This window comes from Streptomyces sp. NPDC048461, assembly GCF_055587105.1.
Window position 1 is genome coordinate 1 of the sequence record NZ_JBVJGW010000035.1, and the last position, 17,052, is coordinate 17,052.

At 72.3% G+C, this 17,052-nt stretch carries 13 protein-coding genes; 7 read left to right on the forward strand and 6 right to left on the reverse strand.

Going from position 1 to position 17,052, the window contains the following annotated elements; genetic code table 11:
* The first annotated feature begins 291 nt into the window (after nucleotides 1–291).
* From ACZ6S8_RS35590 to ACZ6S8_RS35600, 3 genes are all read left to right on the forward strand, one after another.
* Nucleotides 292–1,569 (forward strand): VWA domain-containing protein, encoded by a 1,278-nt coding sequence (locus ACZ6S8_RS35590; protein WP_469462061.1) that lies wholly within the window; start codon nucleotides 292–294, stop codon nucleotides 1,567–1,569.
* Nucleotides 1,569–2,366, forward strand: a complete 798-nt coding sequence (locus tag ACZ6S8_RS35595) for a hypothetical protein (RefSeq protein ID WP_469462063.1) — start codon at nucleotides 1,569–1,571, stop codon at nucleotides 2,364–2,366. Before ACZ6S8_RS35590 ends, ACZ6S8_RS35595 begins: the two co-directional genes overlap by 1 nt.
* Before the next feature lie 156 nt (nucleotides 2,367–2,522).
* A complete protein-coding gene (locus ACZ6S8_RS35600; RefSeq protein WP_469462065.1) occupies nucleotides 2,523–2,894 on the forward strand; it encodes a low affinity iron permease family protein in 372 nt (123 codons plus the stop codon).
* A gap of 113 nt (nucleotides 2,895–3,007) precedes the next feature.
* Here ACZ6S8_RS35600 and ACZ6S8_RS35605 read toward each other — a convergent pair whose 3' ends face one another.
* Nucleotides 3,008–4,126, reverse strand: coding sequence for a fatty acid desaturase family protein (locus ACZ6S8_RS35605; protein ID WP_469462067.1), 1,119 nt, complete (start codon nucleotides 4,124–4,126; stop codon nucleotides 3,008–3,010).
* Nucleotides 4,127–4,133: 7 nt separating this feature from the next.
* Nucleotides 4,134–5,189: a ferredoxin reductase gene (locus ACZ6S8_RS35610; RefSeq protein ID WP_469462069.1), complete on the reverse strand. Its 1,056-nt coding sequence runs from the start codon at nucleotides 5,187–5,189 to the stop codon at nucleotides 4,134–4,136.
* A gap of 87 nt (nucleotides 5,190–5,276) precedes the next feature.
* Between ACZ6S8_RS35610 and ACZ6S8_RS35615 the strand changes: the two genes are divergently transcribed.
* Nucleotides 5,277–6,416 (forward strand): PucR family transcriptional regulator, encoded by a 1,140-nt coding sequence (locus ACZ6S8_RS35615; protein WP_469462070.1) that lies wholly within the window; start codon nucleotides 5,277–5,279, stop codon nucleotides 6,414–6,416.
* 19 nt (nucleotides 6,417–6,435) lie between these two features.
* Here ACZ6S8_RS35615 and ACZ6S8_RS35620 read toward each other — a convergent pair whose 3' ends face one another.
* Nucleotides 6,436–7,098, reverse strand: a complete 663-nt coding sequence (locus ACZ6S8_RS35620; protein WP_469462071.1) for a GOLPH3/VPS74 family protein — start codon at nucleotides 7,096–7,098, stop codon at nucleotides 6,436–6,438.
* A 261-nt stretch (nucleotides 7,099–7,359) separates the two neighbouring features.
* On the opposite strand from ACZ6S8_RS35620, the gene ACZ6S8_RS35625 reads away from it, so the two are divergent.
* Nucleotides 7,360–7,620 (forward strand): hypothetical protein, encoded by a 261-nt coding sequence (locus tag ACZ6S8_RS35625; RefSeq protein WP_469462073.1) that lies wholly within the window; start codon nucleotides 7,360–7,362, stop codon nucleotides 7,618–7,620.
* Between the two features lie 208 nt (nucleotides 7,621–7,828).
* Here ACZ6S8_RS35625 and ACZ6S8_RS35630 read toward each other — a convergent pair whose 3' ends face one another.
* Entirely contained in the window at nucleotides 7,829–9,790 is a 1,962-nt protein-coding gene (locus ACZ6S8_RS35630) for an acyl-CoA dehydrogenase family protein (RefSeq protein ID WP_469462074.1), read from the reverse strand.
* 224 nt (nucleotides 9,791–10,014) lie between these two features.
* Here ACZ6S8_RS35630 and ACZ6S8_RS35635 point away from each other — a divergent pair, with 224 nt between their 5' ends.
* Nucleotides 10,015–10,626, forward strand: coding sequence for a dihydrofolate reductase family protein (locus ACZ6S8_RS35635; RefSeq protein ID WP_469462076.1), 612 nt, complete (start codon nucleotides 10,015–10,017; stop codon nucleotides 10,624–10,626).
* A 135-nt stretch (nucleotides 10,627–10,761) separates the two neighbouring features.
* Here the strand turns inward: ACZ6S8_RS35635 and ACZ6S8_RS35640 are convergent, their stop codons facing one another.
* On the reverse strand, nucleotides 10,762–13,233 hold the full coding sequence (locus ACZ6S8_RS35640; protein ID WP_469462078.1) for a D-alanyl-D-alanine carboxypeptidase: 2,472 nt from the start codon (nucleotides 13,231–13,233) through the stop codon (nucleotides 10,762–10,764).
* A 263-nt stretch (nucleotides 13,234–13,496) separates the two neighbouring features.
* The gene (locus tag ACZ6S8_RS35645; RefSeq protein WP_469462080.1) at nucleotides 13,497–16,370 is read right to left on the reverse strand and encodes a discoidin domain-containing protein; all 2,874 of its coding nucleotides are present in this window, start codon (nucleotides 16,368–16,370) and stop codon (nucleotides 13,497–13,499) included.
* 313 nt (nucleotides 16,371–16,683) lie between these two features.
* Here ACZ6S8_RS35645 and ACZ6S8_RS35650 point away from each other — a divergent pair, with 313 nt between their 5' ends.
* Nucleotides 16,684–16,989, forward strand: a complete 306-nt coding sequence (locus ACZ6S8_RS35650) for a cupin domain-containing protein (RefSeq protein ID WP_469462081.1) — start codon at nucleotides 16,684–16,686, stop codon at nucleotides 16,987–16,989.
* Nucleotides 16,990–17,052: the final 63 nt, after the last annotated feature.

Here is a 17,052-nt window from a genome sequence, read left to right on the forward strand (position 1 = left end):
CGGTACACGGGCGACCCTCCGCCTTGCGAGCGCACGCACCGGACACCGCACGGCCCGCCCTCCGGGCGTACGAAACGACTTCGACGACACCCCCTAGGACGCCAACCCGCCCGCCGCACCGCCATTTCCCCCGCACCGGCCCGCACGCTGCCCCGCACCGGGCCGGACCGAGCCGGCGCCCGGGCCTGCCGGCATCCCGCCGCGGCGCCGGACCGGTGCCGCGGCGGGGCCCGAAAGCCCGGGCCGGGGACCCGTTTTGGATTGCCGGACGATCCTCAATACGATCCGGCGATGATCACATCGAAACGGCTTGCGGCCGGGGCGTGCGGCCTGCTCGCCGCCCTGGTCGTCGGGCTCTTCCCGGCGAGCGCCACAGCCGCCGACGGACCCGCGGCCAAGGAACCCCCCAAGGTCGATCTCGTCCTGGACGTCAGCGGCTCCATGCGGGCCGCCGACATCGACGGCCAGTCCCGGATGGCCGCGGCGAAGCAGGCCTTCAACGAGGTCATCGACGCGGTGCCCGACGAGGTCCGCCTCGGCATACGGACCCTGGGCGCCACCTACCCCGGCGACGACAAGGCGCTGGGCTGCAAGGACACCAAGCAGCTCTACCCCGTCGGGCCGCTGAACCGCACCGAGGCCAAGACCGCGGTGGCCACTCTGGCCCCCACCGGCTGGACCCCGATCGGCCCGGCCCTCCTCGCCGCCGCGCAGGACCTCGACGGCGGGGACGCCACCAAGCGGATCGTCCTCATCACCGACGGCGAGGACACCTGCGCCCCGCTCGACCCGTGCGAGGTCGCCCGCGACATCGCCGCCAAGGGCATCCACCTGGTCATCGACACCCTCGGGCTGGTCCCGGACGCCAAGACCCGTGCCCAGCTGACCTGCATCGCCGAGGCCACCGGCGGCACCTACACCTCGGTGCAGCACACCGCGGAACTCTCCGGCCGCGTCAAACAGCTCGTCGACCGCGCCGCCGACCCGGTCGTCAACCCGGTCGCCACCGAGGGCGCGAAGCAGTGCGAGGGCGCCCCGCAGCTGAAGCCCGGCCTCTACAGCGACCGCGAGACCTTCGGCGAGCACCGCTGGTACCGCGTGGACGTCCTGCCCGGCCAGGAACTGCGCGCCTCCGTCAGCATCGCCGCCGACCGCGCCGTCAACCGGGACTACGGGGTGCTGCTGCGCGCCACCACCGTCCACGGGCGCGAGATCGTCCGCGGCTCCGAGGCGGGCGACGGGCGGACCGACGTCCTGTCCACCGGCCTGCGCTACCCGAAGGCCGAGGCCGACGGCGCGGACGACGACGCGAAGCCGGCCGCGGAGACCGTCTGCGTCCAGGTCAGCAACTCCTTCTCCGCCCCCGCGTCCGTCAAGACCGCCCCGGGCATGCCCGTGGAACTGACCATCGAGGTGGTGGACGGACCCGACTCCGCTTCCGACGCCGCGTCCTTCGGCCTCGGGCGCGGCTGGTGGCTGCTGGCCGTGCTGGTCGTGTTCGGTCTGCTGGCCGGTCTGGTGTGGGGATGGATCTCCCGCTGGCGCGTCTCCGTCTGGAGGACCAACTGATGCGTACCGTACGCACCCTGACCGCCGCCCTGCTGGCCGCGACCGCCGCCCTCGCGGTGGCGGGAACGGCCTCGGCGGACACCCCGTCGGCGAACCCGAGCTCCAGTCCGAGCGCCACCGGAGAGGGCGGGCCCGCCCCGACCGAGGCCGGTACGAGCTTCCGCACCGCGGCGGCGTTCCGCCCGGGCCAGCAGGCCACGGCGGCCGCCTCGACCGGCGACTACCTCTACTGGGTGCTCCCCATCGACGCCCTGCAGCGCGTCACCGTCAAGGCGAAGGTGACGCTCCCCGAGGCCCAGGCCCGGCACGGCGCCTCCACCTGGCGGCTCGACGTCTACGACGGCCTGCGCCGCCGCCAGGCCTGCACGTACGGCACGCAGACCGTCGCGGCGGCCGCGAACGCTGCCTCGGCGGACCTGTCCTGCACCCTGCGCGCCGTCCGCGCCGGGGCCGAGCCGTGGGCCAACGACCCGCTGCCCGGCAGCTACTACGTACGACTGACGGTCATCGGCGCCCCCGAGGAGGACCTCGGCCTGCCGGTGCGCGCGGCCGTCGAGGCCGAGGTGAAGGAGGCCGGCGGCGCCCACGCGGTCGACGGCGCCCTCGCCGCCCCCCTGGTGCCCGCCACCGTGACCTCCGCGCTGCGCGAACCGGAGGACGGCTGGGCCGGCGGCTGGTGGTCCGACCGCTGGATCTGGACCGCCGCAGGCGGTGTGCTCGGGGCGGCCGCGGGCCTCTTCGGCTACTCCCTGACGCGCGGCTCCGGCCGCCCGCACCGGGTTCCGCCGGGCGCCTGACCGGCCGGGCGGTCGCGGCCCCGGGCTCCCCGTGACCGCGACCGCCCGGAGCCGGGCCGTCCGTACGCCCCCGTACGGGACCGTTTGCCCCAGCCGTGCAGGTGGCGGGGGGTCGCCCGGAGTGTGCCGGGGTGCCCCCCGGGGCAGTCGCGCACCATGAGCATCGAACATCCTTCGGAGAAGAACCCCACCGGCAAGATCGGCCGATTCGAGAAATTCGCCGAACTCGCCTCGAACTTCACCAGCTCCGCGGGCTTCGCCGTGCTCTGCGTGCTGCTCGTGGCGGCCTTCCTCGTCGCCCACGTGCTGCACCTGTCCATGAGCTGGCAGCACCTGACGGGTGATGCCATGGGCGCGGTGGCCCTGCTGCTGCTGGCCCTGCTGAAGAACTCCGAGAGACGCGCCGAGCACGCCATCCAGCGCAAGCTCGACGCCATCGCGGCCGCCCTGCTGGAGCAGCAGGAGGGCAAGTGGGGCCAGGCCCAGCACGACCTGAAGAAGGCCATCCGGCTGGAGGAGCAGGAGTAGGCCCCGCCGTACGCGACGGTCGCCGGCCCCGGGCGGTGTCACGTTCTGCCCGGTCCGGCACGGCCGGGGCCGGGCCGCCGGTTCGGCCGCAGGACCCGACCCCGTACCGGGAGTCAGGCCGCGACGAGCTCCGGCTCCCGCTCCGGCGTGGTGACCTTGGGCTTCTTGTTGGGCAGCGAGAGCCGGAAGACCTTGTGCCACGCGGAGAACACCTGCTTGGGCAGCGGCCCGGTGACGTACTCCAGCTCGTACTTCTCGAACAGCGCGCGCACCTTCACCGCGACCTCGGCGTACCGGTTGCTCGGCAGGTCCGGGAACAGGTGGTGCTCGATCTGGTGCGACAGGTTGCCGGTCATGAAGTGCATGGCCCTGCTGCCGCTGATGTTCGCCGAGCCCATCATCTGGCGCAGGTACCACTGGCCGCGCGTCTCGTTCTTGATCGACCGGCGCTCGAAGACCTGCACGCCCTCGGGGAAGTGCCCGCACATGATCACCGAGTGGGTCCAGAGGTTGCGGACCAGGTTGGCGGTGAACGTGGCGGCGAGCGTGGTGAGGAACGACGGGCCGGACAGCAGCGGGTGGATCACGTAGTCCTTGAGCACCTGCTTGCGGATCTTGCGGCCCACGGCCTTGGCCCGCGCACGGAACTCCGGGTTCTTGCGGCGCCGCTTGTTCAGGTTCTTGGCGAGCTCGAGGTCGTACGCCGCGATGCCGTACTCGAAGAAGCAGGCGTTGATGAAGTTCCACAGCGGCTGACCGAGGTGGAACGGGTGCCACCTCTGGTCCTCGTCCACGCGCATGATGCCGTAGCCGAGGTCGTTGTCCTTGCCGATCACGTTGGTGTACGTGTGGTGCAGCTCGTTGTGCGAGTGCTTCCACTGGTCGGACGGCGAGGCGTGATCCCACTCCCAGGTGGTCGAGTGGATCTTCGGGTCCCGCATCCAGTCCCACTGGCCGTGCAGGACGTTGTGGCCGATCTCCATGTTGTCCATGATCTTCGCCACGGACAGACCGGCGGTGCCGATCAGCCACGCGGGCGGGAAGAACGAGAACAGCAGCACGCCCCTGCTGACCAGCTCCAGCTTGCGCTGCGCCGAGATGACCTTGCGGATGTACGCGGCGTCCTTCTCGCCTCGGTCGGCGATCACCTCGTCGCGGATCGCGTCCAGCTCGCGGCCGAGTTCCTCGATCTGCTCCGCGGTCAGGTGGGCGGTGGGGTCGGTGGCGGTCAAGGTGCTCCTACCGTTCGATGTCGCAGGGGCCCGCCGCGGCGGACACGCAGGTCTGGATGAGGACGCCCGGTTCGGCCTCGGTGATCTCGCCGGTGCGCAGGTCGCGGACGGCGCCCGCCTTGAGGGGCGTGACGCAGCCGAAGCAGATGCCCATGCGGCACCCGGACGGCATGAGCACGCCGGCCTCCTCGCCGACGTCCAGCAACGGTGTGGCGCCGTCCGCGTCGACGGTCTTGCCGGTCGTGCTGAACGTGACCTCGCCGCCGTCGCCGACGACGGCGATGCCGGGGCGGAAGCGCTCGGTGTGCAGGCGCTCTCGTACGCCGTGCCGGCTCCAGTGCTCTTCGGCGGCGTCGAGCAGGCCCGCGGGCCCACAGGCCCAGGTCTCGCGCTCGGCCCAGTCGGGCACGAGTTCGTCGAGACGGGCGATGTCGAGCATGCCGTCCGTATCGGTGTGCAGCTCGGTGAGACGCAGCTTCTCGTCCGCGACCAGGTCGTGCAGTTCGTTGCGGAAGATCACGTCGTGCGGCTGAGGCGCGGAGTGGACCATGACGACGTCGTCGAACCCGGTGTCGCGGAGCATGCCCATCACGGGTGTGATGCCGCTGCCGGCCGTCAGGTAGAGCACCTTGGCGGGCTTGGCCTCCGGCAGCACGAAGTCACCGGTCGCCTGGTCGAGCTGGACCAGCGTGCCCGGTTTCGCCCTGCGGACCAGGTGGTTGCTGACCTTGCCGTCCGGGATCGCCTTCACGGTGATCGTGACGCGGCCGTCCTGGCGGTTCGTCGGCGAGGTGATGGAGTAGGCACGCCACAGGCGCACCCCGTCGACCTCGACCCCGATCCGCACGTACTGGCCGGCTGTGTGGCCCCGCCAGCCGCGCCCCGGCCTGATCACGAGGGTCGCGGCGTCACCCGTCTCGGGGTGTACGGCCTCGATGCGCCCGCGCAGGTCCGCGCCCGCACGCAGCGGGCTGACCAGATCGAGGTAGTCCGACGGCAGCAGCGGCGTCGTGACCATCTCCAGCATTTTCCACGCCCTGCTGCGGAGGGCTGTACTCGTCATGAGTCCAGCTTGCTGCGCCGCCAGGCGTAAAGTCCTGACCGCAGGACGTAAATCTGATCGGCCAAATTGTTCGCAGGGAACAAAATTATGAGCCATGCCATCCGGAGGGCCAGCGAGCTGGCCCTGGACGAGACGACGGTCGCCGTACTTCGGGCCGCGCTGAAGACCACCGCCGACGAGGTCGTCCAGGCGATCATCGACGAGGTCCCTCCCTATGCCAACGCGCTTTCGGGCCGCATGGGCGCCACCATCCGCCGGTCCGTCCGTACCGCCCTGGGGCACTACCTGGACCTCGCGGGCGGCAAGGCCACCGGCGGCGACGCCGGTGACGCGGCCTACGAGCTGGGCCGCGGCGAGGTGCGCGACGGCCGTTCGATGGACGCGCTGCTCGGCGCCTACCGCGTCGGCGCCCGCGTGGCCTGGCGATGCCTGGCAGCGGGTGCCGTACCCGTAGGCCTGCCGGCCGCCGAGGTCGCCAAGTTCGCCGAGCTGACCTTCGCCTACATCGACGAGCTCTCCGCCGCGAGCGCCGCGGGCCACGCCGACGAACTGGCCGCCCGGGGCCGGGCCCAGGAGCGCCACCTGGAACACCTGGCCCGCGACCTCCTCGCCGGCGCGAGCCCGGACGTGCTGCTGGCCTCCGTCCAACGGGCCGGGTGGCAGCCCCCGGTTTCGCTGACCGCGGTCCTGCTGCCCGCCGCCCAGGCCCGGCCTGCCTACCGCGCGCTCGACCCGAGCACCCTCGTCCTCGACGATCTGCCGGACGCCACCGGTGTGCTGCTCGTCCCCGATGCCGACCGATCCCACCTCTTGCGGCAGCTGACCGACCGCACCGCCGTGGTCGGCCCGGCCCGGCCGTGGATTCGTGCGGCCGCCTCGTATGCACGAGCCGTACGCGCGCGCTCCCTCTCCTCCGACATCCGCGACACCGAGGACCACCTGCCCGAGCTGGTGCTGAGCGCCGACGCGGACGCGTTCGCGGACCTGCGCGCCCGAGCCCTCGCCCCGCTGCGGACCGTGCCCGCCGCGACGGCACGGCGGCTGGAGGAGACGCTGCGGGCGTGGCTGCTGCACCAGGGCAGGCGGGACGATGCGGCGGCGGCGCTGTTCGTCCACCCTCAGACCGTCCGGTACCGGATGGCGCAGCTGCGCGAGCTGTTCCCGGATCTCGCATCGCCCGACCGGGTCCTTGAACTGACGCTCGCGGTCGGTCTTCGGGTCGGCTGACGCGTACGTCAGACGGGCTTCAGCTGCCGGCCGCGGTGAAGGTGACCACAGTGACTGCGACCATCGCTGCCTGCATGTCGCGGATGGCGGAGCGGACGCTCTCGGCTGCCCACTGCCCTGTGGCGACCTCCTCCATCCGCGCGGCAATCTCCTTGCGATGGCCGTCGGGAAAGGCCAGACGGTGCAGCTTGGCCGAGTGGATCAGCGCGATGAGGCCGGCTGTCCGTGTGTCCGGCTCGGCGCCCTCCAGCACCACGACCCGGAGCCGGTCCCGCAGTTCTCGTTCGACCGCGGCGTCGGCCTCGGGGTAGCGGCGCATCGGGAACACGCCGAGTGCCTTGTGCTTCTCCTCCACGACCACCCCGCGCTCGCACAGGCAGTCGAGAGTGGCGGCGACGGCCTTGGACTGGTCCTTCGTCAGCCACTCCGTCACCCGGCGCTTGCGGCGACCCCGCATCCAGGTCCCGATCAGCGCCGTCCGACTGTCGAGCAGCGAATCTCCGGTCGGAGTCGTGTCCACCAGTTCGAGGTGCTTGCCCTCGACGGCGACCTTCCCGGCCAGCACCAGTTCGAGCAGGATCCCACCTGCCACCGCCCAGCCGGCGGCCTGCCGCTGCTTCGCCGATCCGGACTCGTCGTCCAGGGACAGCAGCATGATCTCCTCGGCCAGCGTGATTCCCATGCTCGCTACCCCCTACACCCAGTGATCACTGTCCTGCTGAACAGACGCCCGGATCCCCGGCGCAGTTCCCCTGTGCGCTCCGGTACCCGGATGTTCGCCTGAAATTCCCTGCCCTGGCTTGATCCGATGACGTGTCCCAGCGGACTGTCCGCGACAGCGATGGATTCAAGTAAGCGCGTTTTCAACGGACTTCGGGGTACACGCGGTGAGAACCGGTCCACCTCCGGACCGCTCGGCGGGATCGTTCCGAAGGAGTGGAAGATGACGACGCAGTACGACAACCAGCCCACCGGACAGCGGCACCACGGCGCGTCGACGGGCAACGGCCTGAGCATCGCCGCGATCGTGCTGGGCGTGATCGCCCTGCTCTTCCTGCCGATCGTGTTCGGTGTGGTGGGCCTGGTGCTGGCCATCGTCGCCAAGACCGTCCGGCACGAGCGGCTCTCCACGATCGCCATCGTGGTGAGCGCGGTCGGCCTGATCGGTGGCATGGTCCTCGGCGCGGTCCTGGCCGGCGCGTGACCTGAGCAGACCCGTACCGGAACCGCCTCGGGCCGGTGGCGGGGACCCCCTCACGGAGGGGGCCCCCCCCCCGCCCGCGGCGGGTCCGCGCCCCGCGGGGGGGGCCCGCCCGCCCCCCCGGGGGGGCCGGGGGGCCCCCCCCCCCCCCCCCCCCCCCCCCCCCCCCCCCCCCCCCCCCCCCCCCCCCGCGCCCGGCGGCGGGGACCGGTCAGCCCACGAGGTCCTGCGCCCGCAGCACCGCGGACGGGATGCCCCACGCGTCGACCAGGTCGACAGCGAGGGGACGCACCTTGCGGCACAGGTCGTTCACCTCGCGGCTGATCGCCTTGGAACGCTGGCCGGTCAGCCGCCCGTGCTCCATGAACCAGGCCCGGTCCGCCTCGATCGCCGACAGGGCGAACAGATCGCAGAGGAGCGCGAGAGCCTCCTTCTCGCCCCCTTCGGGCAGCGCACGCACCTGGTCGACGAAGGCTTCCGTCACCAGCCGTTCGACGTGGGCGCGCGCGAGCGCGATGACATGGTCCTGCACCTGGGAGAAGACCGCGCCGGGAGCGCGCTTCTGGTCGATCCCGCGCTTGATCCGCCGGGCCAGTCCGGCGAGCATGTGCTCCTCGCGGAAACGGACCATGGCCAGGTGGTACTCGGAATCGAGCAGACCGGCCTCGCGGTCCCACTCGTCACCGCCGGGCAGCAGGTCGCGCACCCGTTCCAGCAGCTTGTGGGCCGACGTCCGCTCGATGACCGTCTCGACGGCGAGACCGGTGACGTAGCGGACCGTGCCGAGCTGGTCGAGGTCCTCGAACTCGCTCGCGTGATCGGTGAGCAGCCCCTTGGCCACGAGCTGCAGCAGGACGTGGTTGTCGCCCTCGAAGGTCGTGAAGACGTCGCTGTCGCCCTTGAGGGCGGCGAACCGGTTGACGGCGAGGTACCCGGCGCCGCCGCACGCCTCGCGGCACTCCTGGACGACCCGGGTGGCGTGCCAGGTGCCGAGCGCCTTGATGCCCGCGGCGCGCGATTCGAGCCTGCGCCGTGCCTGCGCGTCGTCCTCCAAGCCGGAGAAGACCTCGTGCAGCTGGGTGCGCACCACGTCCTGCGCGGCGTGCAGGGCGTACGTCCGGGCGATGAGCGGCAGCAGGCGGCGCTGGTGCAGGCCGTAGTCGAGGAGCACCTGCTCCCCGTCGTCCGCAGCCGCCTCGAACTGACGGCGCCGCACGGCGTACTTCGTGGCGACCGTCAGGGCGACCTTGGCCACGCTGATGCCGGCGCCGGAGACGCTGACCCGGCCCTGCACCAGGGTGCCGAGCATGGTGAAGAAGCGGCGGTCGGGGTTCTCGATCGGGCTCTCGTAGACGCCTTCGGGAGTGACGTCGGCGAACCGGTTCAGCAGGGCCTCGCGCGGCACCCGCACGCCGTCGAACCAGATGCGGCCGTTGTCCACGCCGTTGAGCCCCATCTTGCGGCCGTCGTCCTCGATCCGGACGCCGGGCGCCGGCCGGCCGCCGACCCGTACGGGCACGACGAAGGCGTGCACGCCCCGTGACCGCCCGTCCACCTCCAGCTGGGCGAAGACTACGGCCAGTTCGGCATGGCGCGCCGCGTTGCCGATGTAGTCCTTGCGCGCCTGGTCGTCGGGGGTGGTGATGACGAACTCTCCGCTCGCGGTGTCGTACCGCGCCACGGTGCCGAGCGCCTGCACGTTGGAGCCGTGCCCGGTCTCCGTCATCGCGAAGCAGCCCATGAGCTCACCGGTGATCAGGTCCGGGAGGTACGCGTCGTGGTGCCGCGCGGTGCCCAGGTGCAGGATCGCGCCACCGAACAGCCCGAACTGCACGCCGACCTTCACCAGGACCGACAGGTCGCCGAAGGCCAGCGTCTCGAACGCGGCGATGGACGCCCCGACGTCGCCGCCACCGCCGTACCCGGCGGGAAAGCCCATGCCCGTCTGGCCCGTCGCGGCCATCTTGACGACGACCTCGCGCACCCGCTCGCGGAACGCGTCGATGCCGAGCTCGTCGGCATCCTCCAGGACGGAGGCGTACGTCGTCAGGTTGGTGCGGACGAGGTCGCGGATCGCGGCGTACTCGCCGTCGAGCACCCCGGTCAGTGTCGGGACGTCGATCTCGGGCTGTACGTAACCGGTCGCGGGCGCGGAAGCGTTCTCGGGAGGCATGCCGCTCCGCTACCCCCCAGCGGGACGATCAACCGGGGACGGGCGGGTGACGGCCCCTACACCGGGCCCCGGAGCCGTCCCCGCGGGAGTGGCGACACGGGGGCGGAGACACGGGGGCGGCGACACGGCGGGACCCGGGAGGCGACGCCCGGACCGATGAGTTCCCGCGCGGCACGATGTCCAAGAGGGAGCGAGCATCCCCGCCGAAGAGAGAGTGGTACGCGATGAGACTGGTACTGCAGGAGTTCCTGTCGCTCGACGGTGTCTACCAGGGCCCGGGATCCCCGGACGAGGACACCAGCGACGGATTCAGCCGGGGCGGCTGGTTCGTACCCCACCTGGACGAGGAGTTCGAGCGGCAGGCCGGCGTCTGGCTCGGAGGGGCGGACGCGTTCCTGTTCGGCCGCCGGACCTACGAGAACTTCGCTCGGGACTGGCCGAAGATGACCGGGCACCCGTTCGCCGGCATCCTGAACGGCCTGCCGAAGTACGTCGCCTCCCGAAGCCTGACCGAGGCCGCGTGGCACCCGGCCACGATCCTGTCCGGCGACGTCCCCGCCCAGGTCGCCGAACTGAAGCGGCAGCCCGGCCGCGAGCTGCAGATCCACGGCAGCGGCCGACTGGCCCGGTCCCTGCTGGCCGCGGGCCTGGTCGACGAACTGCGCCTGGCGATCGCCCCGGTGGTCGTGGGCGGCGGCCGCCGCCTGTTCCCGGACAGCGGCACGCCGGCCGGCCTGCGGCTGGTGAGCCACGGGACGACACCGGGCGGACTGGTCCTGCACGTGTACGCCTCGACGGGCCGCCCGGAGTACGGCACCTACGGCGCCGGCGCATAGCCGCTGCTCCCCACCCGGCTCCCACCCGGTCACCGGAGCGGACGAGGCCGGTTCCCCGAGCGGGGGAACCGGCCTCGTCGCTGCGCGGAGTCCGGCCGGGGCAGCGGCCGCGCAGCGTGTGTCAGGGGTACGGAATCAGCGCAGGCGGGTGAGCCGGGTGCCGAACGAAGGCTCCGCCAGGGCGCCCTCCACGGCCACCGGCACGCTCTTGGCGCCCGCTCCGTCGCCCACGGTCAGCACGCCGACCTCGGTGCCGGCCTTCGCCGCGTGCGGCACCGCCGCGGGCCCGGCCGCGGCAGCGAGTGAGATCCGCACGGCCTGGCCCGGTACGCCGACCACGTTCACGTCCTTGGTGGCGACGAGCGGGGTCCGGCCGCCGAGCCCGTCGTCCACGTACCCGACCTTCTGCCCCTTGCGGATCACCGGGGCCGAGGCCAGCGCCGACCGCACGGCCTCGATGATCTTCTTGCTGTTGGCCTTCACCAGGATCAGGCTGTTCGAGGCGTCCGGGTCCGGTCCGCTCGCCACGCGCTGGTCCATCAGGGTGCCGAGGACCAGCGGCGTCTCGTCCCCGACCGACTTGTACGCCGCCCACATGAGCGTGCCGCCGGCGGGCGTGCTCGAACCGGTCTTGATGCCGCGGATGCTCAGACCGGGTGCGGTGAGGAGATCGTTGTTGTTGTAGATCGGCTCCGGCAGTCCCTTGATCTGTGCGTCGGGCAGGGCGACCACCGCGCGGAACGCCTCGTCCTTCATGACGGCCTCGGCCAGCTTCAGCTGGTCCGCGGCGGTGCTGACGGTGCTCGCATCCAGGCCGCTGGGGTCGGTGTAGGTGGTGTCGTCCATGCCCAGCTCCTTGGCCGCGGCGTTCATCTTCGCGACGAACGTGGCCTCGGAGTCGGTTCCGGTGTCCCAGCGCGCCAGCAGCCGGGCGACGTTGTTGCCCGACGGGATCATGAGCATCTTGAGCATGTCCTGCTGGGTGTACTTCGTACCGGCGACGAGGCCCGCGATCCGGGACTCGCTCTCGGAGGTGCCGTCGGCCACGGCCTTGGCGTCGACCGTGATCTCGGGGCCGGCCTCGCCCTTGCGCAGGGGGTGGCCCTTCAGGACGACGTACGCCGTCATCACCTTGGCGACACTGGCGGTGGGGACGGGCTTCTGCTCGCCGAAGGTGCCGACGTCACCGGAGCCGGACACGCGGACGGCGCCCTGGCCCTTGGCGGGCCAGGGGATCGTGAACTGCCCGTCGATGGTGTGGAGGGACTCCGTACCGACGATCTTCGTGTCGGGCAGGGGGCGCAGCAGCTGCGCGCCCGCCACGGCTCCGGCCAGTACGAGCAGGATCGGCGTCCAGATCTTGACGCGGCGCAGGGCGGTGCGGCGGGGGGTTTCGGGCGGGGGAGCGGTGTTGGTGAGTTCGGCCAGCAGGTCGAGCGGTGCCCCGGCGGGCGGCCGGGTGATCACGGGCCACGGCGCGGGGGCGGGGCCGGACGCGGGAGCAGGAGCCGGTGGCGGTGCGAGGGGGAGCGCGACCGTGGGCTGCGGGGCGGGCGGAGGGACGTCGAGCGGCTTGAGCGCGACGAACTGACTCGTCCGCTCGGCATCGGCGTCGGGCTCGGGCTTGCGCTCGGGCTTCGGCTTGGACGTGAGTTCGGGCTTGGACGTGGGCTCGGGCTCTGGTCCGGGCTCGGCCTCCGGCTCGACACCGGATTCGGCGTCGGGCTTCGCCCTTGCCCCGGGCTCGGCGCCCTGCGCCCATGACGGCCGCCTGCGCGCGGCCTCTGCTGCCTCCGGCTTCGTCCTGCCGGTCCCGGTGGCCTCTGCGTCCGCGTCCGGCGAAGCGGCGTGCTCCGGGTCGTCCTCGGATGCGGCTGCGCCGGTCCCGGCGTCGGCGTCGCTGTCGGAAAGGAACTCGGCCTCGGCCTCGGCGTTGACCTCGGTCGCGGGGGCCACATCGGTCTCGGACGTGGAGTCCGCATCGGCGGCCTCGGCTGCTGCTTCCGCGTCGGCCTCGGTGCTCGCCCCGGCCGGGGCGGTCGTGTCCGGCGCGGTGGGGTCGTCGTCCGCGGTCTCGGTGTCCGGGGTCGCGGTGTCCGGCCCGTTCTGGCCCTCCGGGTCGGTGGCCGCGGACGCGGGGTTCGGCTCGGCCTCCGTGTCGTCGCGCGCTTCGGCCGGGGCTCCGCCCGTCCCGGCGTCCGCCCCGGACCCTGCGTCGGCCTCGGCCCCGTCGCTTTCCTCGGCCTCGGCCTCGGTCCCGGCGCTGCCCTCGTCCCCGGCGCTGTCCTCGTCGTCCGGGTCCGCCGGTCGGTCCGGGGCCGCCTCGGGCTCTGCGTCCGCCTCGGCGGGCTCGCCGTCCCCGCTTCCCCCGTCCCCGCTTCCCCCGGCCGGGCCCTCCGCGCGCGCGGAATCCGGGGCTCCGTTCGCGTCCTCCGGCACGTCACGGCCCGTGGCCCCCGCGTCGGCGTCCGCCGCCGCGGCCGTGTCCCCGTCCGGCAGGTCCGCCGTGGACGGGGTGCCCGCCTCCTCCGGGGGCTGCGGCCCTTCCTCCGGTACTTCGACCTTCGGATTCTCCGAGGAGCCGCCCGCCACCGTTACCGCTTTCATTTAGCCCCGCCTTGCCGTTCGCACCCGGCAGCCCGCCGGTCTCCGCTGATGTCATCACGCCGGCGCCGCCCGCGCGCGGGCCCCGCCTCCCCCCTAGATGACGACCGCGCCCGACCCGTTCCCGTTGCGGCAACCTGTGACCGTTCGGTCATACTTCACCCCGCCGACCAGCGGAAAGCGCCCCCGCTCCCGGCACGACGGCGGCAGATGCACGGGGGCCGGTGCGGGATCCGCACCGGCCGCCGTTCACTGCTCGCTCCGCATTACGGGGCGTACACCTCCAGCTCGGACAACTGGCCCGCCGGCCAGCCGGTGTTCGCGGTGAGGACGAGACGTACGTACCGCACGCCCGTCGCCGACACCGGGACGGTGACCGTGTTGGTCCCCTCGGTGAACGTGTGCCCCGCGGACGCCTTCAGCGTCGACCAGGCGGAGTTGTCTTCCGAACCCAGGACGGACAGCGTCTGCGTACGGGTGCCCCAGGCCGCGGGGAGCTTCAGCACCAGGCGGCCCACCGTCCGCTGGGTGCCCAGATCGACCGTCAGCGACTGCGGGAACGCGTTGTTGGCGCTCTCCCAGTACGTGCCGGCGTTGCCGTCGGTGACGTGGGCCGGGACGTACCCCTGGCTCTGCCCGGTCGCCGTGGCGGCCCGCCCCTGCGCCAGGTTCGTTCCGGCCGGGGGAGTGGTCGGGGGCGGGGTGGTCGGCGGGGTGGTCGGCGTCGGGCCGGTCCCGGCGGCGTACACCTCGAACTCCGCCACCTGCCCGGCCGGCCAGCCGGTGTTCCCGGTGACCTGGAGCCGGACGTGGCGCACCGAGGCCGAATCGAAGGTCAGCGTCGCGGTGTTGCCGGAGGCGGGGTCGAAGGTGACGCCCGCGGACCCCTTCAGCGTGGTCCAGGAGGAAAGGTCGGTGGAGCCGAGCACCGAGAGGGTCTCGGTCCGTGTCGCCCAGTCGGCGGAGGGCGGCAGCCGGAGCGTCACCTTCCCCACCGGCCGGGCCTCGCCGAGGTCCACGGTCAGGGTCTGCGGGAACGCGCCGCCGGCGCTCTCCCAGTACGTGGCCGCGTTGGCGTCGACCGCCTTCGCCGCGTCGTACGACTGGACCGCGGAGGAGGCGGTGGCGGGCCGGCCCTGGGCCAGGTTCCCGTTCGGGGGAGTCGTGGGCGGCGGAGTGGTCGGAGGCGTGGTGGGCGGGGTCGTCGGCGGGGTCGTGGGCGGTGTGGTGCCCCCGCCGCCCGGTACGCCGCCGTTCGTCCACACCGGGGCCGGCCACACTCCGGAGCAGGTCTGGCCGGTGTTCCAACCGGAGTTCCCGCCGCCGTCGGTGATCTGCAGGCCGGTGCCGATGCAGTTGTGGATCGGGGTCGCGGCCTGTGCGATGTTCTTCGCGGTGACCCGGGTGAACTTCATCGCGATGTTGGCCTGGGCCTGGACGGCGTAGGTGCCCGCGCCGTCGATGGTGATGTCGGTGAAGTTGACCCCGCTGATGGCGCCCTCGATCGAGTGGATCGCGGCGTACGAGGAGTCGAGGATGTCGGTGTCGGAGATGTTGATGGTCGCGCCCTGGACCGGCTCGTTCAGCCCGGAGAACCAGATCGCCCCCACGCCGAAGTTCCAGTTGAAGTCGCTGTTCCCGGCCCGGATCAGGGTGTTGCGGGCAGCGGTGATGGTGCCGGCCACCGCCGTGCCCTTGCCGGAGTTGACCCCGGGGTAGCGGTTGGCGATGTGCAGGCCGCCGCCGTTGCTGATGGTGTCGGACATGACGTTGTCCGAGATGGTGAAGTCCTTGCCGCCGTAGGTGACGATGTTGTTCGCCAGGATCGGCAGCACCACCGTGTTGTGGTCGAAGCTGATGTTCACGTTCGGCTTGTCCTGCGGCCAGGAGGCCAGACCGTCGTCACCCGCGTTGCGCACGAACGTGTTGGTCACGCGAGAATTCGTGACACCCGTGTGGAAATTGACGCCATCGGCGGTCATGTCGAGGAAGCGGCTGTTCTTGATGGTGAAGCGGTCCATCGGGCCGTCCATCCAGGCGGCGACCTTGACGTGCTGGATCCACAGGTTGTCGACGGTGGAGTCCGACATGGCCCCGCCGATGGCGTTGACCTGGTCGTCGTCGATCCGCTCCCGGATGTCGCCGATGACCGCGAAGTCCTTCAGCGTCACGTTCCGGCTCGGCCCGTTCGCCTCGTGCGGCCGTACCGGGCCGGTGTAGCCGCCGCCGGCCACGTACTTGCCGTAGAACCCGGCGGCGCGGTTGCGGTTCACCGGGTCGCGGCCGCCGAAGACCGTGTACCAGGGGCCGGCGCCCTGCACGGTGACCCCGTCCACGACGACGTGGTCGTACAGGGTGTAGTTGCCCTGCGGCACGTAGACCGGCTTGCCCTGGGCCTGCCCGGCGTTGACGGCGGCCTGCATCCGCGCGGTGGAGTCCGTGGCGCCCGTCGGGTCGGCGCCGAAGTCCGCCACCGCGTCGAGGGCGCCGGCCGGCTTCGCCGCGGCCGCGCCGACCAGCTCGAAGTCGGCGAGGTCGACCGTGAACGTGGGCGACTGCGCGGTCGACGTCACCTGTACCCGGACCTTGGTGCCGGCCGGGTAGGTGGAGCCCAGCAGGGTGCGGGACTCGTCGTAGAAGTGGTGCGGGTTGGTATCGCCGGGGTTGTTGTTGAAGGGGTAACCCCCGTAGTACCAGCTGTACTTGGAGGTGACCGGCAGGGTCCGCACCGACTGGCCGGCGACCTGGACGTCCAGCGAGGCGTCGCGTCCCTTCCCGTCGGCGGTGTCCGGAAGGCTGTAGCGCAGGGTCATCGCGTTGGCGGGCTTGGTCAGCGTGAACTCGACGTACTGCCCCGGGGCGTTCAGCGTCACGGCCTGGCGCCCGGAGGCCTCCGAGGGAAGGTGTCCGTAGTACCGGTCGGGGCCGATGAGCGTGCCGTTCGTACCGGCGTACTCGGCCTCCAGCTCGGTGAACGGGACCTGCGCCCCCCGCCCGGGTATGCCGATGGGCGACGGGGCGGGCACTCCCGCGGCGTGGGCGGCGGGGGCGCTGCCGAAGGTCAGGGCCGTCAGCGCGGCGGTCGCGGTCAGTGACAGGGCCAGGAAGACGGCGGCGCCCCGCCGTCTCGTCCGGCGCACGTGTTCAGGGCTTGGAGCTGGGCTTTGCGGCACTTGAGGCACGGGCACGCACGTCCTTGCGGCTCGATCGGCGGGAAAGGCGGGAAGGGTGAGTCGGCTCAACGCAGGAGGCTACGACTCCGCCAGCAGGAAGTCCATGAAGAGTTGCAAGAATTCGACTCTGTTACGCAATAAACCCGTAGAGCCGACCGGCCGGACCCGCTGCTCCGTCGTGGCGGGCGGTCGGTCCCCGACCCCGGCGGTCCCGCCGGGCATGATGGGCCGCCGGACCAGCGCGCGGACGGAGTGCGCACCGGAGGCGAGGAGCGGACCCATGACGACCGAGACGACGGCCCGGGCGACGGTGCAGTACGAGGACGACCGGGCCCGGGTCACCCGCTGGGACTTCGAGCCGGGCGCGAGCACGGGGCATCACCTGCACGCCCACGACTACGTGGTGGTTCCGGTCGCCGACGGCCGCATCACCGTGATCGGCCCCGACGGTTCGGCGAGCGAGTCGGAGCTGCGCACGGGGGAGACGTACGCCCGCCGGGCCGGAGGCGCGCACGAGGTGGTCAACGCCGGCACCGGCCCGCTCGCCTTCGTCGAGATCGAGTTCAAGCAGCCTCCGACCCCCTGACTGCCCCGCCCCTGACGGCCCCGCCCCGGGGGGTGGTACCTCCCCGCCTGTGCCGATGGCCCC